We start from the raw sequence: 19,865 nt of genomic DNA, 5'->3' as shown, positions 1-19,865 counted from the left end.
GGTACGCTGCGCTCCGGTTCTCGCAAGCCACGATTTTCGGCACGTCATAACCAAAATCTGCGCCCCCCCTTTTAATTGGTTCATAATTTGAATCCGAAAAAGCCCCATATTTATGAAAACATGGGGCTTTTTTACATTCCAGAGATGGGCTGGTTTACGCCTTGGTCTTGATCGTATTGACCACGTTGCCCCATGGGTCCACGAAGGTGCTATTATTGCCGCCACGCGTGTCTTCCAGCTCAACCCAGCCGAGGCCGGTCCGATCCCCGTCACGCTTGCCAGCACCGGCACTCTGCCAGGCATTGGCAGCGATATGGTGATGGTAGCGCCCGGTGGACATGAACACAGCCCGGTCACCATAGGTTTGAACTGTTTCGAGGCCGAGTTCATTGTGCCAGAAGGTTTCAGCTTCATGGGCATTGCCGACGCGCAGATGAACGTGACCAACCACGGTGTTCTGCGGTGCGCCGTCCCATTCTCCGCCCTCGCGCTTGATGACATCGAGCAGATTTCCGACATCGAGCGGATCAGTGCTCATGGCAACGCGGTTGCCATTCCATTGCCACTCATTGTTCGGACGGTCTGAATAGATTTCGATGCCGTTACCCTCGGGGTCGGTCAGATAGATGGCTTCGCTCACCTTATGATCCGATGCACCGCTGACCGGCAATTGCTTATCGATGGCGCGGCGCGACCAGCGCGCGAGATCGCCACGGGTCGGCAGCAGAAATGCGGTGTGATACAAACCAGCGCTGCGCGGATCGTCCGGTTTGGCAGCCGAAAACTGCTCAATTTCCATCAGTTCGCGGTCACCGGCGCCGAGCACAATCGACGCGCCACGGCGGGTCATCTCGCGCAAGCCCACGACATCGCGATAATATTCAGCCAATGTTTCGGCATCGCGCGCCCTCAGGCCAACACGTGCCACACGCATAGGCGTGGTCATTGCGAATGGAAGCGGAGCAACCGGACGTTCCGTTTCGACTGCCCTTGCTCTCAAATGCTGTGTCATGTCGCCCTCCTTCGACGGCATTTCTGCACGAACAGGAAGAATGTTGGCCATGACAGCAGTCCCGGCAGCGCCGAGGATCTTACGTCTGCTGATTGCCATCTCATTATCTCCGTCGCATTTCAAATCTTGCCTAAACATCGCCATTTGGAGCGTGTTTCACAAGATCGCGATCAGCGAACAGGCTGTTCATCATTCGCATGCCTTCTTTGCAAAGCATACAACACGCACGGCTTGAAGAAGTTACCAAGCCTCTCTAAATGGGAAGCCATGAAAGTCAAAGACGCAGATATCCTCATCATCCCCGGCTATACCAATTCCGGCCCCGACCACTGGCAGACCCGTTGGGAGAGTAAACTCTCGACGGCGCGGCGTGTCGAGCAGGCCGAGTGGACCAAGCCTGTTCGCGAAGACTGGATCGGTGAAGTCGTCAAGGCTGCCAATGCAGCAACCAGGCCGATTGTTCTCGTCGCGCATTCGCTCGGTGTTGCAACTGCGGTTCATGCCTTGCCGCATTTTCAGCACAAGGTGGCCGGAGCCTTTTTCGTGGCGCCTCCGGACGTTTCAAACGACAAAATCCGCCCCAAACATCTGATGACGTTCGGCCCCTACCCGCGTGAACGCCTGCCATTCCCCACGATCACCGTGGTCAGCCGCAACGATCCCTTCTCCAGCTTTAAAGCTGCCGAAGATGTCGTGAAGGACTGGGGTGCAATGCTGATCGACGCTGGCGAATCCGGGCATATCAACTCGGAATCCGGGCATGGACCGTGGCCGGAAGGCTCGATGGTGTTCGCCGAGTTCATGACGCAGCTACAAGCGCCCAAGCATCACTGATGTTTACTCATACTGCATGAAAAAGGCGGGTCATTAGCCCGCCTTTTCTTGTTCAATATCTTGCAACGAAATTAGTCGCGAACCGCTTTGGTCAGCGTTTCTGCTGCGAGCCGGATATAACCGCCATCGTTGCTGAGCGTCAGGAAGCGGAAACCAAGCGGAATGTAGCGACGCGCAAACTCCGGTGACGGTGAATAAATACCGGCGATCTTTCCTGCCGCAGCGGCCTTGCGGGCAATATTACCGATAGGTTCCACAATCGCATCCGAATTCGGATTTGCCTCACGCCCGTTGCTCCACGCAATGGAGAAATCAGCCGGTCCCACGAAAACACCGTCGATGCCGCGAACATCCAGAATGGCATCCAGCGCATCATAGGCATCGCGCGTTTCGATCATCGCGAAGGCAAGTGTGTCGTGATTTGCGGTCGTCAGATAATCGTTGGAACCCGGCGCACCGTAATCCGAATTGGCCCGGAACACGCCCCATGAACGCTCGCCCACCGGCGGATATTTCATGGCGGCCGCAAACCTGCGGGCATCCTCGACCGAATTAATCATCGGAGCGATGACCGCCTGCGCGCCAAAATCCAGCGCACGGCTCGCCATGTCGAAACGTCCGACAGGAACACGCACGACCGGCGGCTTACCAGCGTTCAGGATGAGGCCGAGAGAGCGAAGAACACTCGCCTCGTCATGGCCGCCATGTTGCATGTCGAGCGTTACGGCATCGAAGGCGCTATGGGCGAGAATTTCGACCGTCAGGGGTTCAGGAAGGGAGGACCATGCGGAAAGCACTGTTTCCCCGGCGCGAAGGCGCGACGACAACGACATTCGAATTTCCTTCATTTCAAAAGGATCGGGGCGGAATTGCTAGATGCAAATGTCGGAATCAGACCACGAGCTGGCCTTCCGCCCCGAACCATAATCAATCCTGCTTCACCTGACGAACGGCTTCCTCAAGGAAAGCGAACATCTTTTCGCGGATTGCTTCATCGTTTACGCTAACGCTCGCCGCATCGAAGTCGGCGCGAATTTTGCGGAAAACATCCTCATCGCCAGCTTCCTCGAAGTCAGCGGCAACGACTTCCTTGGCATAGGCTTCGGCATCCGCATCCTTCTTGCCAAGCTGGTCAGCAGCCCAGAGTCCCAGAAGCTTGTTGCGGCGTGCCTCTGCCTTGAAGCGCAGTTCCGCATCAAGCGCGAATTTCTTTTCAAAAGCGTCGCGGCGATCATCCATGCCAGTGGTCATTCATAAAGCTCCCAGACTTACAAGTTAGAAGAGATCGTCATCCGTTCTCTTGCCTAAAGCTGGCAAGGGGCGCAAGATTATACAAGAGCTAAAGACTACTTTCTTGCGACTCATGCATAAACTTGCATCAGAAACAGCGAAAACGGGGGAACGGGCACAAAGCAGGATTGTTAAAAGCCCACAATTGCTATAGGTAGCCCGCGAGAATAGCGGCTTAGAGCCGATCACCATAAATATGGAAATCCGAGAAAAGCCATGAACCGTCGCCGCCGTATTTACGAGGGCAAGGCCAAGATTCTTTATGAAGGCCCTGAACCCGGTACGCTCGTCCAATTTTTCAAAGATGATGCAACCGCTTTCAATGCAAAGAAGCATGAAGTCATCGACGGAAAAGGCGTGCTGAACAACCGCATTTCCGAGCATATTTTTACCCAGCTCAACCGCATTGGCATTCCAACGCACTTTATCCGTCGCCTCAACATGCGTGAGCAGCTGATCAAGGAAGTGGAAATCATTCCGCTTGAAGTGGTTGTGCGCAATGTCGCTGCCGGTTCGCTTGCCAAGCGTCTTGGCCTTGAAGAAGGCACCGTGCTGCCGCGCTCGATCATCGAGTTCTATTACAAGGCTGACGCGCTCGACGACCCAATGGTCACCGAAGAGCATATAACGGCTTTCGGCTGGGCAAGCCCGCCGGAAATCGACGACATCATGGCGCTCGCCATTCGCGTCAACGACTTCCTGACCGGTCTGTTCCTCGGCATCGGCATCCAGCTTGTCGACTTCAAGATGGAATGCGGACGTCTCTGGGAAGGCGACATGATGCGCATCGTCGTCGCCGATGAAATTTCTCCGGACTCTGCACGTCTTTGGGATATCACCACCAATGACAAGCTCGACAAGGACCGTTTCCGCCGCGACATGGGCGGACTGGTCGAGGCCTATCAGGAAGTGGCTCGCCGTCTCGGCATCATGAACGAGAACGACACGCCGCGCCCGGCTGGCCCCACGCTTGTAAAGTAAAATGATCCGCCCAGCCCGGAAGGGCATGATCCTGACAGTCGACACGGTTTTCGGATCATGCCCAATTAAGCCTTCCGGGCTGTTTCATTCGTTCTAGAATTGCAGGAACTACAGAGTGATCAAGGCACGCGTCACCGTTACACTGAAAAACGGCGTTCTCGACCCGCAGGGCAAGGCAATCGTCGGCGCGCTCGGCAGCCTCGGTTTTGATGGCGTCAACTCGGCCCGTCAGGGCAAGGTTTTCGACCTCGAACTGAATGGCTCCGACAAGAGCAAGGCCGAAGCCGACCTGAAGGCCATGTGCGAAAAGCTGCTCGCCAACACGGTGATCGAAGACTATTCCATCGCCATCGCCTGAGCCTAACAAAGGAAGCAGACGCCATGAAATCCGCAGTCATTCTTCTTCCCGGTCTCAATCGCGATCGCGACATGATCGCAGCGCTCACCAAGATCACCGGTCAGGCGCCGGTGACCGTCTGGCAGACCGATACGAGCATTCCCGACGATGTGGACCTTATCCTGATTCCGGGCGGCTTCTCCTATGGTGACTATCTGCGTTGCGGCGCAATTGCAGCCCGTATGCCGGTGATGCAGGCCGTTCGCGAGAAGGCCGAAAAAGGCGTCATGGTCATGGGCGTGTGCAACGGTTTCCAGATTCTCGTCGAAGCCGGACTTCTACCGGGCGCATTGATGCGCAATGCTTCGCTGAAGTTCGTCTGCCGCGAAGTGAAGCTCGAAGTAACCAACGCCAACACGTCGTTCACGCGCGGCTACAAGCCGGGCCAGATCATCCGCTGCCCGGTCGCGCATCATGACGGCAATTATTTCGCCGATGCCGAAACGCTGAAGCGTATCGAAGGTGAAGGCCAGGTTGTGTTCCGCTATGCCGAAGGCACCAATCCGAACGGATCGGTCAACGACATCGCCGGTATCGTCAATGCACGCGGCAATGTGCTCGGCATGATGCCGCATCCGGAAAACCTGATCGAAGCCGCGCATGGCGGCGATGACGGTCGGGCGCTCTTCGCAGGCGCATTGGGCATTGCTGCGTAAGCTTGCAGACAGATAAACGGAAAAGGCGGCTTCAATCGAGCCGCCTTTTTTGTTGCGCTTGTTTCGCCGCAAAACTGCACTGGCAAAGCATCTATTTTCGTGGCAGCTTGGCTTCGGGAGGGTTCCAACGGAAGAGAAAACGTCGGGATCGCCCCATATTTGTTTCATGCGCTATCCATGCAAGAGCGTTCACATTTTTGCTGGAAATGCCTCGCACATTTTAGCGATAACGAATCAGGGGAACTTAATTCATGCAGCTTTATTCCAGACCTCTTTCCCCTTACTCGGCCTTTGTCCGCGGAGTTCTTTACCTGAAGGACCTGCCTTTCAAGCCAGTGAGCCTACCCTACCCTTTTCCGGCCGATTTCGGCAATGTAACGCCGCTTCGCCGCGTACCCGTGCTGATTACCAGTTCCGGTGAAACACTGTTCGAGGGAGCGGTGATCGCCGAATATCTCGAAGATCACTTTCCAGAAACGTCCGTGCTGCCCGGCACGCCGCGCGAGCGCGCGCTTATTCGTCTCCTCGCCCGCGTGACGGAACTGGACGTGCTTGGCCCCGCGATGAAGCTTTTTATCCTTTTGAGCAAACCCGAGCGCGACGATGCAAGCATCGAACGCCTGTTCGAAAAGATGCATACCGGCCTGAAGGTGGTCGAAAGCCGTCTTTCAGACAAAGCCTATGCCGCCGGAGACGAACCGACACTTGCGGATTGCTGGATCTTGCCGGTACGTTTTCTGATGGAACCGTTGAAGAAGCTCTCGGGCAAAGCGGATTTGCTGGACGAGTTCCCAAAGTTTGATGCATATGCCGCCAAGGCAAAACAGCATCCGGTTTTTGAGCGCATCTGGAACGAGATGAGCGACGGCCTGAAGGCTTTCATGCCGCAACTAGTGGATTGAATTTGACGTTTGAATGCCGACTGAATGAGATGCTGTTTCAAACGTCAAATTCGAAAAATCCACTAGATACATAAAGTTGCTAGTGGTCTTTGCGATTCCGACATTTGCTCGGCACCTGTATCAAAGAGACGCAAATGTCGGAATCAGACCACTAGCTTGAACCTGCTTATTTCCCCCACCTCTCATGCGTGCCTTTTTGAAGGCACGCACTATCGGAGCCCCTCCTTGAAGACCAAGACTTTCGCTCTTCTGGCCCTCCCGGCCATTGCATTGCTTGCAGCCTGCACTTCCAGCAAGCCCACGGGGCCCATCGCCGTCGACGCCAGCAAGGCGGCACTGCCTACCATGGAGCGCATTGCGCTGGCAGCAAATAGCTGCTGGTTCAAATCCAAGGACAAGGATTTCCGCGGTTACTCACTCGCACCGGAACTGAACTCCTTCACCGGACGCCCGCGCATTCTGGTCGTTCCTGCCCGTAATCCGGCCTTACGCCCGCTGCTCGTCGTGCAGGCGCAAGGCAATCCGGCTCGCGTCGAAGCCTTCGGCCCGATGATGCAGGAAGGCCACGGCGGCAGGATCGCCGCCGACGTCAACCGCTGGGCTTCAGGTCAGAGCGGCTGCCAGTAATCAAGCTGTCGCGGAAAACAGCTTTCCGCGACGCATCTCAACGCAAGTGAAAACGCACCTTGCGCGCTTCGCGCTCCGCTTCGTCGCGCTGTAGTCCAATGTCGCGCAACTGATCATCGGTCAGCTCCCCCAAGGCTATCCGGCTGCGTCGCAGCATCATTCGATAAGATACCCAGTCTAAAAAGCGGTTTACATATCCAATTTGTGGCTGGGAGGCCGTTGTCAGATTAACCTGTAATCCTTTCGGCAAATCCGTGATGCTATCTGCAATGGGCACAGGAAGAATTGTATCTATTGTCTCGGTCTGCGGTCTAAAGTAGAACATTGGCTCGGTCCATTTCATTGCCAGTTGGGCCAGTTGGGCCAGTTGGGAGCTGGGCAGCAGTGGAGGCAAACCTTATGTTTAGCTCGATGTCTGCATTGTCACCAAGTAGCGACGAATTGACTCTATAATTGACTTGGTAATAGGTACAATTTATAAGTTGTCACCATGACAAATTGGATTCCAGACCTTGCCGGTAAATCCGGCCCGTTCTATCTGCAGCTTGCCGATGCCATCGAAGAGGCTATCGGCAACGGCGGTTTGCCTGCGGGTGCCAAACTTCCCCCGCAACGCAATCTCGCTTTCGACTTGAAGGTGACAATCGGTACAATCGGTCGTGCTTATGCCTTGGCCCATGAACGCGGTCTCGTGACGGGTGAAGTCGGGCGAGGAACCTATGTCCTGGGTGAAGAACCGGCAGACAATGCGCTCGCCGCCTCTGGCATCGCTGGCACAAAGCCTGCTGACGTCCCATCCGGGAAAATACGTTTCGACACGACTGCCGCGCCGGATGTCGGCCAGCACGAAATTCTGGCCAAAATCAATGCCGAAATTCACCGGGATTTCCCGCAGGATATTGCGAGCTATTCGCGCTACTTCCCGCAGCACTGGCTGGAAGCCGGGCAGAAATGGCTTTCGCGGGCTGACTGGCGGCCAGACCTCGACAGTATTGTCGTTACCAATGGCGCGCAGGCTGCGAGCATCGCAATCATCACAGCCTTCACGAATCCTGGTGATCGCATCCTGTTCGAAAATCTGACTTATGCGCAGATCAGCCGCTCCGTGCGCCTTCTCGGGCGCCGTACCATTCAGGCCGGTCTGGATGAATATGGTCTGATCCCGGAAGAATTCGAACGGGCCTGCCGCCAGCAACATCCCACCCTCGCGTTTCTGATGCCGACGCTGCACAATCCGACATTATCCGTCATGCCTGAAGAACGGCGTCGCGCAATCGCCGACATCGCAAGGCGTTACAATGTCTGGCTTATCGAAGACGATATCTATGGCGTCATGTGCGACAACCAGAATCCACCCTTGGCAAGTTTTGCGCCTGAACGCACCTTTGTCGTCTCTGGTCTGTCGAAGGCCGTTGCCGCAGGGATACGCAGCGGCTGGGTCGCCTGCCCTGCGCATTGCGCCCAACGTGTGAAGGTAACGCACAAAATGGTCACGGGCGGCGCAGCGTTTTTGCTCGCCGAAACCGGCGCTCAGCTTGTGTTGTCAGGTGAAGCAGACGCCATTCACAGCAAATGTCGCGAAGAAACGGTCATTCGCGAAAAAATGGCGAGAGAAATCTTCGACGGTTTCGATTTCGTATCCCGCCCGACAGTTCCGTTTCTGTGGATGGGACTGCCCGAGCCGTGGCTTTCAGGCACGTTCAAGGCGGCCGCCTATGAAAGCGGAATCCTGATCGACGATGAAGATGAGTTCAAGGCCGGACGTGTCGATCAGATTTATCACAGGGTCCGCGTTGCCTTCTCGTCTCCGGCTGATCGCAGTGTCGTCGAAAACTGCTTTCTGACGCTCCGTCGCCTGCTTGAAAACGAACAGGCAGGATATGAAGGGAGTGTCTGACCGTGTGCGCTTGCGTGCGATTATTATGGATATTCGATGAAGGGCTGGAAAAGCGGTATTTTCCTGTCGCACTTCGTGAAAACATAGGTTAAAGAGGCGCCTTGAAACCTTAGGCGACCGTCCCTTAGGCACAGGGCGTCGGACGCCGCAGCCTGCGACGGGGTTCCCCATTTCCATGACTATTTCCAATACGCGAGACATCACGCCGGAATTGATCGAAGCGCATGGTCTTAAGCCGGACGAGTATCAGCGCATTCTTGAACTGATCGGACGCGAGCCCACCTTCACAGAGCTCGGAATTTTCTCGGCGATGTGGAACGAGCATTGCTCGTACAAGTCCTCCAAGAAATGGCTTCGCACGCTTCCGACAACCGGACCGCGCGTTATTCAGGGTCCCGGTGAAAACGCAGGTGTGGTGGACATCGGCGATGGCGATTGCGTCGTCTTCAAGATGGAAAGTCACAACCACCCATCCTACATCGAGCCCTATCAGGGTGCAGCGACCGGTGTCGGCGGCATTTTGCGCGACGTGTTCACCATGGGCGCGCGTCCCGTTGCGGCGATGAATGCGCTCCGCTTTGGCGAACCCGATCATCCGAAGACCCGTCACCTGGTATCCGGCGTCGTGTCGGGCGTCGGCGGCTATGGCAATGCCTTCGGCGTGCCGACCGTTGGTGGCGAAGTGAACTTCGACAAGCGCTATAACGGCAATATCCTCGTCAATGCCTTTGCTGCCGGTCTTGCCAAGCATGATGGCATCTTCCTGTCGGAAGCCAAGGGCGTAGGCCTGCCGGTTGTCTATCTGGGCGCCAAGACGGGCCGCGACGGTGTCGGCGGCGCGACCATGGCATCCGCTGAATTCGACGAGTCGATTGAAGAAAAGCGCCCTACCGTTCAGGTCGGCGATCCATTTACCGAAAAGTGCCTGCTTGAAGCCTGCCTTGAGCTGATGGCCTCCGGCGCGGTTATCGCCATTCAGGATATGGGTGCGGCTGGCCTCACCTGTTCGGCTGTCGAAATGGGCGCAAAGGGTGACCTTGGCATTGAACTCATTCTCGACCATGTTCCCGTCCGCGAAGAGAACATGACGGCCTATGAGATGATGCTGTCGGAAAGCCAGGAGCGCATGCTCATGGTTCTGAAGCCCGAGAAGGAGACGCAAGCGCAGGCCATTTTCCGCAAATGGGGTCTCGACTTCGCCATCGTCGGCAAGACGACCGACGATCTGCGTTTCCGCGTTATTCATCAGGGCGAGGAAGTCGCCAACCTGCCGATCAAGGATCTGGGCGACGAAGCGCCGGAATATGATCGTCCATGGATGGAGCCGGGCAAGCACGCGCCGCTCCCGGCCAGCAATGTGCCGCAGGTGGAAGACTATTCGGCAGCCCTTCTCAAGCTCATCGGTTCGCCCGATCTTTCGTCGCGTCGCTGGGTCTATGAACAGTATGATACGCTCATTCAGGGCAATTCGCTGCAGGTTCCGGGCGGCGACGCCGGTGTAATCCGCGTCGAGGGTCATGAAACCAAGGCGCTCGCCTTCTCATCCGACGTGACCCCGCGCTATTGCGAAGCCGATCCGTTCGAAGGCGGCAAGCAAGCTGTGGCCGAATGCTGGCGCAACATCACGGCGACTGGCGCAGAGCCGCTGGCATCGACCGACAACCTGAACTTCGGCAACCCTGAAAAGCCGGAAATAATGGGCCAGCTCGTCAAGGCCATTGAAGGCATCGGTGAAGCCTGCCGCGCGCTCGATTTCCCGATCGTTTCGGGCAATGTCTCGCTCTATAACGAAACCAACGGTCAGGCCATCTTGCCAACGCCGACCATTGCAGGCGTAGGACTCATCCCCGACTGGACACAGACCGCCAAGATCGGCGGCATGCAGGACGGTGACACGCTGGTTCTGCTTGGCGGCGACGGCACACATCTCGGCCAGTCGGTTTACCTGCGCGATCTGTTCGACCGTGCCGATGGCCCTGCCCCGACAGTCGATCTGGCACTTGAAAAGCGTAACGGCGAATTTGTTCGTTCGGCCATCCGCAACGGCCAGGTTACGGCCTGCCATGACCTTTCCGATGGCGGTCTGGCGATTACCGTCGCGGAAATGGCGATCAAGTCCGGCAAGGGTGCAGAACTTGATGCCGGTGATGGTCTGCCGCACGCGGTCCTTTTCGGTGAAGATCAGGCGCGTTATGTCGTCGCGGCTACGGCGGAAATGGCAAAACTCATTGCCCTCAATGCAGAAGGCGCCGGCGTCCCGTTCCGCGTGCTCGGCACGGTTGGCGGCGACCGCCTGAAGATTGGCGATCTGGTCAATGTCGGCGTTGCCGATCTGACCGGCACGTTTGAAGGCTGGTTCCCCGGCTTTATGAGTGGCGAACCGGCCAGTGATAACTGACCTGGTTTCGCATCGTTGATATCTTTTACCGCCCGGATGGAAAGCCTGTCCGGGCGGTTTGCTTGTCGGCTATTTAAGCGTTAGACAGATGTTAGTTGACGTTCCACGATGGTGCGTTACGATTCGACAAAATGATAAGAAGAAGCCGGAAACGGCGGGAGATTTTGCATGGCTATGGACGCACATGAGATCGAAAAACTGATACGCGAGGGGATTCCCGACGCAAAGGTGACGATCCGCGACCTTGCCGGAGACGGAGACCATTATGCCGCCGAGGTTGTCGCGGAAAGTTTCCGTGGCAAGTCCCGCGTGCAGCAGCACCAGATGGTCTATGATGCGCTGAAGGGTAATATGGGCGGTGTGCTTCACGCGCTTGCCCTGCAGACAAGCGTACCGGAATAACGGAAGCCCGTTCCAGGGGAGCCCCATTCGAGCAGCGAACCCCGCTGCGGCAAGATGCAGCTCCCCTTTATACGGATTTCTTGAGCATTTGACTTGCATTCACCCCAACGGGGTGGTTACCAGCATTCAAATGACTATATTGGGGAAGACCTCCCTGTTTGCGTCGAAATTTGCCTCGACGTATTTGTTTAGCGCATAATCCTGTCCGAAAAGTCAGGCGACTTTTCGGGATTATGCTTGGAAAGGACCGCAAATGACCGGCATCAACGATTTCATCGCGAATGAAGTGAAGACCAACGACGTCGTGCTTTTCATGAAGGGCACGCCGGGTTTCCCGCAGTGCGGTTTCTCCGGTCAGGTCGTCCAGATCCTCGACTATCTCGGTGTGGAATATAAGGGCGTCAACGTTCTGTCCTCGGACGAGCTGCGCCAAGGCATCAAGGAATATTCGAGCTGGCCAACCATTCCTCAGCTTTACGTAAAGGGCGAATTCGTCGGCGGCTGCGATATCGTGCGCGAAATGTTCCAATCGAGCGAATTGCAGGCACTTTTTACCGATAAGGGTATTGCCACCAAGGCTGCTTGAGGATTAATTGCCGGTTATACGGCTTTAGCCTCACCTTTTTCCAAAGGCGCCGTTCTGCGGCGCCTTTTGCATTTGCTAGAGCGGTTCCGGTTAAAACGGAGTCGCTGGAACCGCTCTAAGTATTTTTTCGTCGCATTATCCTACGCAAAACCGCTTCGCACTTTTGCCGGAAATGCTCTAGATGCTACAAAGACAGAATTCCATCTGTCTGCTTCTGCTTTCTAAATTTTGTCTTTCGTATCGTGTCTTTCAGACGCGATGCGCCACTTTGCCAGGGAATGCCAGTCATGCCGCTCGACATCAAGAACGGTTCGTCGGACCAGAAGACCTCCATGCGTGGACGCGGCGAATTCATTGCGCTCATCGCAGCGATCATGGCCATCAACGCGCTGGCGGTCGATATCATGCTGCCCGGCCTGCCGCAGATCGGCGCAAGCCTCGGTGTGCAGTCGGAAAACCACGTCCAGTTCGTCATCACTGCCTATCTGCTCGGTTTTGGCGTTTCACAACTTTTCTACGGCCCGTTGAGCGATCGCTTCGGCCGCAGGCTGCCGCTGTTCGGCGGACTCGTCATTTACATTCTGGCGGCTTTGGGATCAGCCATCGTCACCGATTTCACGACGCTTATCATCCTGCGCGTGTTGCAGGGACTGGGCGCTGCGGGAACGCGCGTAATCGCCGTCTCTGTCGTGCGCGACAAGTTCGCCGGTCGCCAGATGGCCGAAGTCATGTCACTCGTCATGATGGTTTTCATGATCCTGCCAGTCGTTGCACCTGCAACCGGCCAGCTCATCATGCTTTTCGGCGAATGGCACCTGATTTTCCTGTCGATGGCCCTGATGGCGCTTATCGTCGGTATCTGGGCTTTCCTTCGCTTGCCCGAAACCTTGCCCGCCACCAACCGGCGCCCGCTCACGGTCAAGAGCGTGATCGGTGGCTTCGGTATCGTGCTTTCGAACCGCGTCGCCCTGTTCTACATGCTGGGCACATCGTTCATCCTCGGCGCGTTGTTCGGATATATCAACTCGGCGCAGCAGATTTTCGTCGATATTTACAAGCTCGGAGCGTTGTTCCCGCTGGCTTTCGCTGCTGTCGCCATGACACTGGCGCTTGCCTCGTTTTTGAACTCGCGCCTGGTCGGTCGCTACGGCATGCGGCGAATTTCCCAAACCATGTTGCTTGTCTTCACCAGCTTCAGCCTTTTGTGGATGGTGCTTTCCGTCACGCTGGAAAACCCTGTTCCCTTCCCGTTCCTGATGGCGATTTACATGATAATCATGTTCTCGTTCAGCCTCGTGACCGCCAATTTCAATGCGCTGGCGATGGAGCCGCTGGGCGAAGTTGCCGGAACGGCCTCCTCCGTTCTTGGCTTTGCACAAACGGTGATCGGCGCGGCATTGGGCGCAATTATCGGTCAGGCCTTTGACGGCACGACCACGCCAGTTGCAACCGGCTATTGCGTGCTCGGATTTGTCGCCCTCGGCTGCGTTCTGATAGCCGAACGCGGCCGGTTGTTCAGGGTCCAAAACCCACCCGCCGAACATGTGATCTGATCAATTTTGCCATACAAAACAGGAAAGGCCCGCCGATGTAGCGGGCCTTTTCATATCGGACATTACTCCAACGGCGTTATTCTTCCCAGAGCGCCGTCTGAATGGACTGCCAGCTATCCTTGCTCGGCGCGGCCAGAATGCCCCCGCCAGTGTGAGACGGCAGATAATCGCTTCCATCCCATCGGGCGAGATAACCGCCAGCTTCCTGATGGATCAGTGCGCCCGGCAGATGGTCCCACGGCATCAGCTTGTTGTAGACCACAAAATGCGCCCCGCCGGTGGCGAGGATGCGATATTCGTGCGCTGCACAGCGATAGCCGATCTGCGACAGAAACTTTGTATGATTGCGCGCCAGACGCGACCGTACCGGCTCAGCCGTATATTGCCACGAAATCGCGCCGGTCATCTGGTCAATTGAGGCCGGTTCGGCAACGTTGACCTTGTTCAGATCTCCATTGGCGTGACGGATGTAGCTTCCGCCGCCTTTTGAAGCCATGATCCAGTCATTGCCGACGGGGTCGTGAATGATACCGGCAACGGTTTCACCTTTCGACACGACCGCAAGCATGACACCAAAGAGCGGAACGCCGGATGCAAAATTGAAAGTGCCATCGACCGGATCGATGGTGAAGGCAAGCTCCGCATCATCAAGGCCGGTCAGCAAAGCCGGATTGTCCGAGCAGGCTTCCTCACCGACGATCACCGCATCGGCAAAGCGTTCCTTGAGCTTGGCGGTGATGAACCGTTCAGCATTCACATCCGCTTCCGTTACCAGATCGGCGGGTGACGTCTTCTGCCGGATATCACTGACGTCCAGCCTACGAAAACGGGGCATGATTTCCTGACGCGCCGCATCTGCCAGCAAATCGGCCAGCCAGTCCATCTGTCCTTCATCAAACCGCATGGTCATCCTCTCCCTCGCCATTCAGCATCAGTCCTGCAAAATCGAACAGTTTGCGATCCAGCAAATGGCTCGGACGCACATTCGTCATGGCGCGGATCATCGTGTCCTTGCGCCCCGGCATACGCTTTTCGATGTCGGTCAACATGGCTTTCATCGCGTTGCGCTGCAGCCCTTCCTGACTGCCACACAGATCGCATGGGATGATCGGAAACTGCATTGCGGTCGCAAACTTCTCAAGGTCGTCTTCCGCGGCATAGGCCAGCGGGCGGAACACCATCAGGTCTCCTTCGTCGTTCAGCAGCTTCGGCGGCATTGCAGCCAGACGCCCGCCGTGAAACAGGTTCATGAAGAAGGTTTCGAGAATATCTTCGCGGTGATGGCCAAGAACGATTGCCGAACAGCCCTCTTCACGCGCGATGCGATAGAGATTCCCACGGCGCAAACGCGAGCAGAGCGAGCAATAGGTGCTGGTTTCAGGCAGCTTGTCGGTGACGATCGAATAGGTATCCTGATATTCGATACGATGCTCGATTTCATACCGGTTCAGGAAATCCGGCAGAATGTGCTTGGGAAAGTTCGGCTGTCCCTGATCCAGATTGACCGCCAGCAACTCGACCGGCAGCAGGCCGCGCCATTTGAGATCGAGCAGCAGCGCGAGCAGGCCATAGGAATCCTTGCCGCCTGAAAGGCAAACCATCCAGCGCTCGCCGGGCTTCACCATCGAGAAATCCTCGATAGCCTGCCGCGTCAGGCGCAAAAGACGTTTGCGCAGCTTGTTGAACTCGACCGTGGTCGGCACATCGCGAAAAAGCGGGTGGCAGCCGTCGCTGCCTGCGTCTTCTGCGATATCTGGATCGAAAGCGTTCATAATGCTTCCCGAAAAAACGATTGAAGATGTTGAAGGCTTAATAGCGAAAACTGGCGGTGGGGAAAACCGCGAAACAACATTTGTTTGCGAAAGACGCAAAACCGCTTCGCACTTTTGCTGGAAAAGAAAAAGCCGCGCTGCATGTACAGCGCGGCTTTTCGATTTCGGCATATATCCAGCGCGCCAGAGCGCGCCTGGAATTAACGCGAATAGAATTCGACGACGAGGTTCGGTTCCATCTGAACGGCGTAAGGCACGTCCGTCAGGGTCGGAACGCGGGAGTACGTCGCAACCAGCTTGTTGTGGTCGACTTCGATGTAATCCGGAACATCACGTTCTGCGAGCTGAACAGCTTCGAGAACGATAACCAGCTGCTTCGACTTTTCGCGAACTTCAACAACGTCACCAACCTTCAGGCGGTAGGACTGAACGTTGACGCGGCGACCGTTCACATTCACGTGGCCGTGGTTGATGAACTGGCGGGCAGCGAAGATCGTCGGAACGAACTTGGCGCGGTACACAACTGCATCCAGACGCGATTCCAGCAGACCGATCAGGTTTTCACCGGTGTCGCCCTTGCGGCGAGCGGCTTCTTCGTAGGTCTTGCGGAACTGCTTTTCGGAGATGTCGCCGTAGAAGCCCTTGAGCTTCTGCTTTGCGCGGAGCTGTACACCGAAGTCCGACAGCTTGCCCTTGCGGCGCTGGCCGTGCTGGCCCGGACCATATTCACGACGGTTTACAGGGGACTTCGGACGGCCCCAGATATTTTCGCCAAGACGGCGATCAATTTTGTACTTAGCGGATTCGCGCTTGCTCATCGCATTTCCTTCAAAAGGTTATAGCGCCCGGAGGCGCTGGAGGAAACGCGCCCTCCTCTGCCCTCCGTTTTAGAGGACTGACAGGATGAAGCGCGCGAGCGCAATCTTCATCCACGGGACACGTCAAATGAAACGCCGGCACGAAACGCGCCAGCGATGGGCGGCTTTTAGTCATGCAGCCGTTATCTTGTCAAGCTCAAGCAGCCGAAAAAGCCTGAAAAACCGGTCTGCAACGCCTGTTCCCTACCATTTGCTACGACCTGCCATCAAGCGTGAAGGAACGCCACAGCCTGTTTCAACATTAGGCATGACGGAACTGCTATTCATGAGGCATCAATGGCTTTGTCTTTTTTCCTGCCCGGCAAGGGTGCATTCACCACTCTGATTGCGCTCAGCCTTGTTGCGACGCCGTGTTTTTCCGGCATCGGTTCCGATGAGGCACAGGCGCAAACTTTCATCGAACGCATCCTGAAGCAGGACGCCCAAAAGGCAAAACAACATCGCCAACGCCCGGCGGCAAAGCGCAGCCAGAAGAAATCTGCTCCGAAACAGCAGACAACCAAACAGCGGGAAAGTGCCCCGGCAAAAACCGAGAGCAAACCCGTTCCCGGCCTCATAATCCCCGTTCCGACGCCTGCTCCGCGCCCGGAGGATGCCGCAAACAAGGCTCCGCAACCGGAAACTCCACCCGTTCCAACGGAAAAGCCGGAAGCAGAGCCCGAAAAGCAACCGCTGGACAAGCCTGCTCCTTCCACTCCGACACAGGCAGAGCCGCCAAAACCGGCTGGTAATCCAAAGCCGACGGATGAGAAACCGCAAGAATCGAAACCTGGCCCTGAACAGCAGCCAAAGCCGGAAAAGGACGAGCGTATCTATCAGGTATCCTGCCCGGCACTGATCTCCGGCGATGTTGAGGGCAAGCTGTTACCTCCAATCGAGGATGGCGAGCAATGCGGCGCCCACTCTCCATTGTCCCTATCCGCCATTGGCAAGGACAATCCTTTGAAATTCGCCAATGCCGTCACTACAAATTGCGCTATGGCCGTCACGCTGGCTGAGTGGAGCAGCGAGGTAACCAAAGCCGCCAAGGAAGTTTACGGTCCGGATTTGAAAATCTCGGAAATCGGCACCGGCTCGGATTACCAGTGCCGGAAGGTCAACGGCGCTTCCACAGGACGGGTTTCCGAACATGCTTTCGCCAATGCGCTCGACATCATGTCGTTCAAAATTTCGGACGGCAGCAAGACGGAACTGGAAAGCGGATGGAACGGCTCCGACAAGGAGAAGGCTTTCTGGCGCGCGGTACATAGCGCAAGCTGCAAGCTTTTCATGACTGTCATCGGCCCGGAAGGCGATGCCGCCCATCGCACCAACATGCACCTCGATCAGGGGTGTCACGGCAAATCCTGTCTTGCACGTATCTGCCAGTAGGATATCGTCGTAAGCGTTGGAAATTCATAAAAAAATCAGAATCGCAGCAGTAATCTCAATTTCATTATCGATTCAATCCCGTCACTCGCTGGTGAATGACGGGTTTCCAGAAGGACATGGGGCATGAAATCGACCAAATTTATTGTTTCCGCAATTTTCGCACTTGGCTTTTCCGCTGCGGCCCATGCCGATGCCGTTCCGAAAAGGACGAAGGATTTTACGGGCAACTACCAGACGCTCGTGAAGGATCAGCAGGCAGCTCCGCAAGTTGCCGACTGCATTGCCAGTGCCTATGATTACGTCAAGAAAAGCAAGAAATATGACCGTCTCGGCTTCACCAAGGATGACATTTCCGCGGCTGAAACCAATGATAAATCTTCGAAATTCAGCACCAGTGACCCACGCAAGGTTTCCGCTGTCATCTCGGTTCCCGGCGAAGCGCGCAACAAGGGTGCGTCAACAAAATGGGACAGCATCATGCTGCGCTGCGGTATCACCGATGGCAAGCTGAAGGCAATCGAACTGGCTCCGAACAAAGCGGACAAGTAAACAACCTGACCTTTGCGGCGAGTGCCCGGTGGCGCTCGCCAATTCTGTTCAGTGCTTTTTCTTGTCGTCTACATGTTCCGGCAAGCCTTTGCGCTTGGTTTCGGCAAACTCTTCCAGTTCCTTCTCGGTCATCGATTCAAACATTTCCTTCGCCGCACCGAAGAGTTCGCTTTTCTTGATTTCACCGCGCTTGGCAGCAAGTGCAGCACCGGCGGCCTTCTGTTGGGCCTGGGATTTTGCGGGCATCAGACTTTCTCCTGTTTGAAAGTCAAACGCAAATGGAGTGAGGCCGGTTCCTTTCTATTCGACGCCTCCATCAAAACGTGATCGCGCGTCGCGAAGCAAATCGCGATTCCTGACGGCCCATTGCCCCAGCACGTCGATAGGCACCGCCAGAGAATGTCCAAGTTCCGTCAGCGAATATTCCACCTCGGGCGGAGATGTCGGGCGAACATGCCGGGACACGAGGCCATCCCGTTCCAGCGACCGCAGCGTAACGGTCAGCATGCGTTGAGAAATACCTTCAATGGTTCGGCGTAAAGCATTGAAACGCATCGAGCCTTCCTGAAGATTGAAAATAACAAGAATGCTCCATGTGTCGCCCACCCGGTCCAGCACTTCGCGGATCGGACAGCCACCGTCCGCATCGGTTTCGAAAGCAGGCGTCGACGAAAGCAAAGGCGTCTTGCCATCTGGGCGTGTCGGTATGGTCATCTTGTTTCTCCAGGACAGCCAGTTGCAGACCGGCGTTCTTCTCCATCGTTACAGCCAGAGCAATTCCGGCAAAAGTGCGAAGTAGTTCTCGTCAAATAGCATTTAAAAACGAAGAGATAGAACGATACGATGGTTCCACATTAGCGGGAGCTGCCCTGAACACTTGCCTTTATGGCGGTTACTTCCACGTATCCTGCACATGTAAAAGTGCGTTCTTCACAAGCTTGATGGCATCACATATGTGGTTATCAGAAATAACCTGATTATGAAACATACCTTATTTCGTTTGATACGAGAAGGTCGAAAAGGAGAATGCCATGACCAAGATCGCACTGATCGGCGCAACAGGTTTTGTCGGCGCTGCAATCCTCAAGGAAGCCGCTGCACGCGGCGACCAGGTTACAGCGCTTGTTCGCCATCCGGAGAAAGTTGAAAAACTGCCCAATGTGACGGCGGTAAAGGTCGATGTGTTCGATACCGACGCGCTTGCAAAGCAGCTTGCGGGACATGACATCGTGATTTCCGCCTATAATCCGGGTTGGAGCGACAAGAATATCCGCGAAAACCACATCAATGGCAGTCGTTCCATCACCGAAGCGACCAAAAAGGCTGGGATCAAGCGCCTCATAGCAGTTGGCGGCGCCGGCAGCCTTTCGGTCAATGGCAATCAGTTGGTCGATTCACCGGAATTCCCCGCCGAATGGAAGGAAGGCGCGCTCGGTGCCCGTCAGGCGCTCGAAGACCTGCGTGGCGAGAATGAGCTGGAATGGTCATTCGTGTCGCCAGCGATCATTCTTCAGCCGGGCGAACGCACCGGAAAATATCGCCTTGGCGGCGACGAACCGGTTTTCGACGACAAGGGTGAAAGCAAGATTTCAGTTGCTGATCTGGCAGTTGCAATTCTGGATGAGGCAGAAAGAGGCCAGCATATTCGCGTGCGTTTCACAGCCGCCTATTGATACCAATCACAAAAACGCCATGTTTTTGACAGGCGTTCGCCGCAAAACCGGTGGTGAAATACGCGCATCACCACCGGCTTTTCGCAC

General features: G+C 55.9%; 23 protein-coding genes. 14 read left to right on the top strand and 9 right to left on the bottom strand.

Annotated elements, in window-relative coordinates; genetic code table 11:
- Positions 1 to 154: 154 nt before the first annotated feature.
- Positions 155 to 1,111 carry a VOC family protein gene (locus tag HWX93_RS17370; RefSeq protein WP_419191044.1) on the bottom strand — a complete coding sequence of 319 codons (957 nt, stop codon included), beginning with the start codon at positions 1,109 to 1,111 and terminating at the stop codon, positions 155 to 157.
- A 168-nt stretch (positions 1,112 to 1,279) separates the two neighbouring features.
- Between HWX93_RS17370 and HWX93_RS17365 the strand changes: the two genes are divergently transcribed.
- Positions 1,280 to 1,846 (top strand): alpha/beta hydrolase, encoded by a 567-nt coding sequence (locus HWX93_RS17365; RefSeq protein WP_176038081.1) that lies wholly within the window; start codon positions 1,280 to 1,282, stop codon positions 1,844 to 1,846.
- A 71-nt stretch (positions 1,847 to 1,917) separates the two neighbouring features.
- Here HWX93_RS17365 and HWX93_RS17360 read toward each other — a convergent pair whose 3' ends face one another.
- Entirely contained in the window at positions 1,918 to 2,685 is a 768-nt protein-coding gene (locus HWX93_RS17360; RefSeq protein ID WP_176038087.1) for an HpcH/HpaI aldolase family protein, read from the bottom strand.
- A gap of 88 nt (positions 2,686 to 2,773) precedes the next feature.
- A complete protein-coding gene (locus HWX93_RS17355) occupies positions 2,774 to 3,097 on the bottom strand; it encodes a DUF1476 domain-containing protein (protein WP_140019652.1) in 324 nt (107 codons plus the stop codon).
- A 255-nt stretch (positions 3,098 to 3,352) separates the two neighbouring features.
- Between HWX93_RS17355 and purC the strand changes: the two genes are divergently transcribed.
- The 5 genes from purC (at position 3,353) to HWX93_RS17330 (ending at position 6,699) form a co-directional block, all read left to right on the top strand.
- The gene (gene purC / locus HWX93_RS17350) at positions 3,353 to 4,117 is read left to right on the top strand and encodes a phosphoribosylaminoimidazolesuccinocarboxamide synthase (RefSeq protein WP_010661209.1); all 765 of its coding nucleotides are present in this window, start codon (positions 3,353 to 3,355) and stop codon (positions 4,115 to 4,117) included.
- A gap of 115 nt (positions 4,118 to 4,232) precedes the next feature.
- On the top strand, positions 4,233 to 4,475 hold the full coding sequence (gene purS, locus HWX93_RS17345) for a phosphoribosylformylglycinamidine synthase subunit PurS (protein WP_061345423.1): 243 nt from the start codon (positions 4,233 to 4,235) through the stop codon (positions 4,473 to 4,475).
- 23 nt (positions 4,476 to 4,498) lie between these two features.
- The gene (gene purQ, locus HWX93_RS17340; RefSeq protein ID WP_104754066.1) at positions 4,499 to 5,170 is read left to right on the top strand and encodes a phosphoribosylformylglycinamidine synthase subunit PurQ; all 672 of its coding nucleotides are present in this window, start codon (positions 4,499 to 4,501) and stop codon (positions 5,168 to 5,170) included.
- 251 nt (positions 5,171 to 5,421) lie between these two features.
- Positions 5,422 to 6,072 carry a glutathione S-transferase family protein gene (locus HWX93_RS17335; RefSeq protein WP_176038080.1) on the top strand — a complete coding sequence of 217 codons (651 nt, stop codon included), beginning with the start codon at positions 5,422 to 5,424 and terminating at the stop codon, positions 6,070 to 6,072.
- Between the two features lie 225 nt (positions 6,073 to 6,297).
- Positions 6,298 to 6,699, top strand: coding sequence for a hypothetical protein (locus tag HWX93_RS17330; RefSeq protein ID WP_071631734.1), 402 nt, complete (start codon positions 6,298 to 6,300; stop codon positions 6,697 to 6,699).
- Positions 6,700 to 6,736: 37 nt separating this feature from the next.
- On the opposite strand, the gene HWX93_RS17325 is transcribed toward HWX93_RS17330, so the two are convergent.
- Positions 6,737 to 7,024, bottom strand: coding sequence for a DUF1127 domain-containing protein (locus HWX93_RS17325; protein ID WP_235923368.1), 288 nt, complete (start codon positions 7,022 to 7,024; stop codon positions 6,737 to 6,739).
- A 165-nt stretch (positions 7,025 to 7,189) separates the two neighbouring features.
- Here HWX93_RS17325 and HWX93_RS17320 point away from each other — a divergent pair, with 165 nt between their 5' ends.
- The 5 genes from HWX93_RS17320 (at position 7,190) to HWX93_RS17300 (ending at position 13,535) form a co-directional block, all read left to right on the top strand.
- The gene (locus tag HWX93_RS17320; RefSeq protein WP_176038079.1) at positions 7,190 to 8,596 is read left to right on the top strand and encodes a PLP-dependent aminotransferase family protein; all 1,407 of its coding nucleotides are present in this window, start codon (positions 7,190 to 7,192) and stop codon (positions 8,594 to 8,596) included.
- 175 nt (positions 8,597 to 8,771) lie between these two features.
- A complete protein-coding gene (gene purL, locus HWX93_RS17315) occupies positions 8,772 to 10,994 on the top strand; it encodes a phosphoribosylformylglycinamidine synthase subunit PurL (protein ID WP_151557347.1) in 2,223 nt (740 codons plus the stop codon).
- A 168-nt stretch (positions 10,995 to 11,162) separates the two neighbouring features.
- A complete protein-coding gene (locus tag HWX93_RS17310) occupies positions 11,163 to 11,396 on the top strand; it encodes a BolA/IbaG family iron-sulfur metabolism protein (protein ID WP_006466620.1) in 234 nt (77 codons plus the stop codon).
- A 253-nt stretch (positions 11,397 to 11,649) separates the two neighbouring features.
- Positions 11,650 to 11,982, top strand: coding sequence for a Grx4 family monothiol glutaredoxin (gene grxD, locus HWX93_RS17305; RefSeq protein ID WP_061345429.1), 333 nt, complete (start codon positions 11,650 to 11,652; stop codon positions 11,980 to 11,982).
- Between the two features lie 287 nt (positions 11,983 to 12,269).
- Positions 12,270 to 13,535 (top strand): multidrug effflux MFS transporter, encoded by a 1,266-nt coding sequence (locus HWX93_RS17300; RefSeq protein WP_151557345.1) that lies wholly within the window; start codon positions 12,270 to 12,272, stop codon positions 13,533 to 13,535.
- A 76-nt stretch (positions 13,536 to 13,611) separates the two neighbouring features.
- Here HWX93_RS17300 and HWX93_RS17295 read toward each other — a convergent pair whose 3' ends face one another.
- From HWX93_RS17295 to rpsD, 3 genes are all read right to left on the bottom strand, one after another.
- The gene (locus HWX93_RS17295; protein WP_176038078.1) at positions 13,612 to 14,439 is read right to left on the bottom strand and encodes an inositol monophosphatase family protein; all 828 of its coding nucleotides are present in this window, start codon (positions 14,437 to 14,439) and stop codon (positions 13,612 to 13,614) included.
- Positions 14,429 to 15,307 carry a tRNA 2-thiocytidine(32) synthetase TtcA gene (gene ttcA, locus HWX93_RS17290; RefSeq protein ID WP_151557341.1) on the bottom strand — a complete coding sequence of 293 codons (879 nt, stop codon included), beginning with the start codon at positions 15,305 to 15,307 and terminating at the stop codon, positions 14,429 to 14,431. Before ttcA ends, HWX93_RS17295 begins: the two co-directional genes overlap by 11 nt.
- A gap of 200 nt (positions 15,308 to 15,507) precedes the next feature.
- Entirely contained in the window at positions 15,508 to 16,125 is a 618-nt protein-coding gene (rpsD, locus tag HWX93_RS17285; protein ID WP_061345432.1) for a 30S ribosomal protein S4, read from the bottom strand.
- A gap of 336 nt (positions 16,126 to 16,461) precedes the next feature.
- Here rpsD and HWX93_RS17280 point away from each other — a divergent pair, with 336 nt between their 5' ends.
- Positions 16,462 to 17,556 (top strand): extensin family protein, encoded by a 1,095-nt coding sequence (locus HWX93_RS17280; protein ID WP_176038077.1) that lies wholly within the window; start codon positions 16,462 to 16,464, stop codon positions 17,554 to 17,556.
- Positions 17,557 to 17,679: 123 nt separating this feature from the next.
- A complete protein-coding gene (bspC, locus tag HWX93_RS17275) occupies positions 17,680 to 18,105 on the top strand; it encodes a type IV secretion system effector BspC (RefSeq protein WP_176038076.1) in 426 nt (141 codons plus the stop codon).
- A 48-nt stretch (positions 18,106 to 18,153) separates the two neighbouring features.
- Here the strand turns inward: bspC and HWX93_RS17270 are convergent, their stop codons facing one another.
- Together HWX93_RS17270 and HWX93_RS17265 are read right to left on the bottom strand one after the other, a co-directional pair.
- Complete coding sequence (locus tag HWX93_RS17270) at positions 18,154 to 18,351, bottom strand: DUF3008 family protein (protein ID WP_176038075.1); 198 nt, start codon at positions 18,349 to 18,351, stop codon at positions 18,154 to 18,156.
- Positions 18,352 to 18,405: 54 nt separating this feature from the next.
- A complete protein-coding gene (locus HWX93_RS17265; protein WP_061345436.1) occupies positions 18,406 to 18,819 on the bottom strand; it encodes a winged helix-turn-helix transcriptional regulator in 414 nt (137 codons plus the stop codon).
- A gap of 317 nt (positions 18,820 to 19,136) precedes the next feature.
- Between HWX93_RS17265 and HWX93_RS17260 the strand changes: the two genes are divergently transcribed.
- Positions 19,137 to 19,778, top strand: coding sequence for an NAD(P)-dependent oxidoreductase (locus tag HWX93_RS17260; protein ID WP_176038074.1), 642 nt, complete (start codon positions 19,137 to 19,139; stop codon positions 19,776 to 19,778).
- Positions 19,779 to 19,865 lie beyond the last annotated feature (87 nt).

Source organism: Brucella tritici (genome assembly GCF_902825325.1).
GTDB lineage: Bacteria > Pseudomonadota > Alphaproteobacteria > Rhizobiales > Rhizobiaceae > Brucella.
Note: the sequence above shows the minus strand (reverse complement) of the source record. Positions and strands in the feature narration are given on the sequence as shown.

Excerpts from the sequence above, each read along its gene's own strand:
- HWX93_RS17370 (WP_419191044.1), bottom strand. The coding sequence starts at position 1,111 with ATGGCAATCAGCAGACGTAAGATCCTCGGCGCTGCCGGGACTGCTGTC.
- HWX93_RS17365 (WP_176038081.1), top strand. The coding sequence starts at position 1,280 with ATGAAAGTCAAAGACGCAGATATCCTCATCATCCCCGGCTATACCAAT.
- HWX93_RS17355 (WP_140019652.1), bottom strand. The coding sequence starts at position 3,097 with ATGACCACTGGCATGGATGATCGCCGCGACGCTTTTGAAAAGAAATTC.
- purC (WP_010661209.1), top strand. The coding sequence starts at position 3,353 with ATGAACCGTCGCCGCCGTATTTACGAGGGCAAGGCCAAGATTCTTTAT.
- purQ (WP_104754066.1), top strand. The coding sequence starts at position 4,499 with ATGAAATCCGCAGTCATTCTTCTTCCCGGTCTCAATCGCGATCGCGAC.
- HWX93_RS17335 (WP_176038080.1), top strand. The coding sequence starts at position 5,422 with ATGCAGCTTTATTCCAGACCTCTTTCCCCTTACTCGGCCTTTGTCCGC.
- HWX93_RS17325 (WP_235923368.1), bottom strand. The coding sequence starts at position 7,024 with ATGTTCTACTTTAGACCGCAGACCGAGACAATAGATACAATTCTTCCT.
- HWX93_RS17320 (WP_176038079.1), top strand. The coding sequence starts at position 7,190 with ATGACAAATTGGATTCCAGACCTTGCCGGTAAATCCGGCCCGTTCTAT.
- purL (WP_151557347.1), top strand. The coding sequence starts at position 8,772 with ATGACTATTTCCAATACGCGAGACATCACGCCGGAATTGATCGAAGCG.
- HWX93_RS17310 (WP_006466620.1), top strand. The coding sequence starts at position 11,163 with ATGGCTATGGACGCACATGAGATCGAAAAACTGATACGCGAGGGGATT.
- grxD (WP_061345429.1), top strand. The coding sequence starts at position 11,650 with ATGACCGGCATCAACGATTTCATCGCGAATGAAGTGAAGACCAACGAC.
- HWX93_RS17300 (WP_151557345.1), top strand. The coding sequence starts at position 12,270 with ATGCCGCTCGACATCAAGAACGGTTCGTCGGACCAGAAGACCTCCATG.
- HWX93_RS17295 (WP_176038078.1), bottom strand. The coding sequence starts at position 14,439 with ATGCGGTTTGATGAAGGACAGATGGACTGGCTGGCCGATTTGCTGGCA.
- ttcA (WP_151557341.1), bottom strand. The coding sequence starts at position 15,307 with ATGAACGCTTTCGATCCAGATATCGCAGAAGACGCAGGCAGCGACGGC.
- rpsD (WP_061345432.1), bottom strand. The coding sequence starts at position 16,125 with ATGAGCAAGCGCGAATCCGCTAAGTACAAAATTGATCGCCGTCTTGGC.
- HWX93_RS17280 (WP_176038077.1), top strand. The coding sequence starts at position 16,462 with ATGGCTTTGTCTTTTTTCCTGCCCGGCAAGGGTGCATTCACCACTCTG.
- bspC (WP_176038076.1), top strand. The coding sequence starts at position 17,680 with ATGAAATCGACCAAATTTATTGTTTCCGCAATTTTCGCACTTGGCTTT.
- HWX93_RS17270 (WP_176038075.1), bottom strand. The coding sequence starts at position 18,351 with ATGCCCGCAAAATCCCAGGCCCAACAGAAGGCCGCCGGTGCTGCACTT.
- HWX93_RS17265 (WP_061345436.1), bottom strand. The coding sequence starts at position 18,819 with ATGACCATACCGACACGCCCAGATGGCAAGACGCCTTTGCTTTCGTCG.
- HWX93_RS17260 (WP_176038074.1), top strand. The coding sequence starts at position 19,137 with ATGACCAAGATCGCACTGATCGGCGCAACAGGTTTTGTCGGCGCTGCA.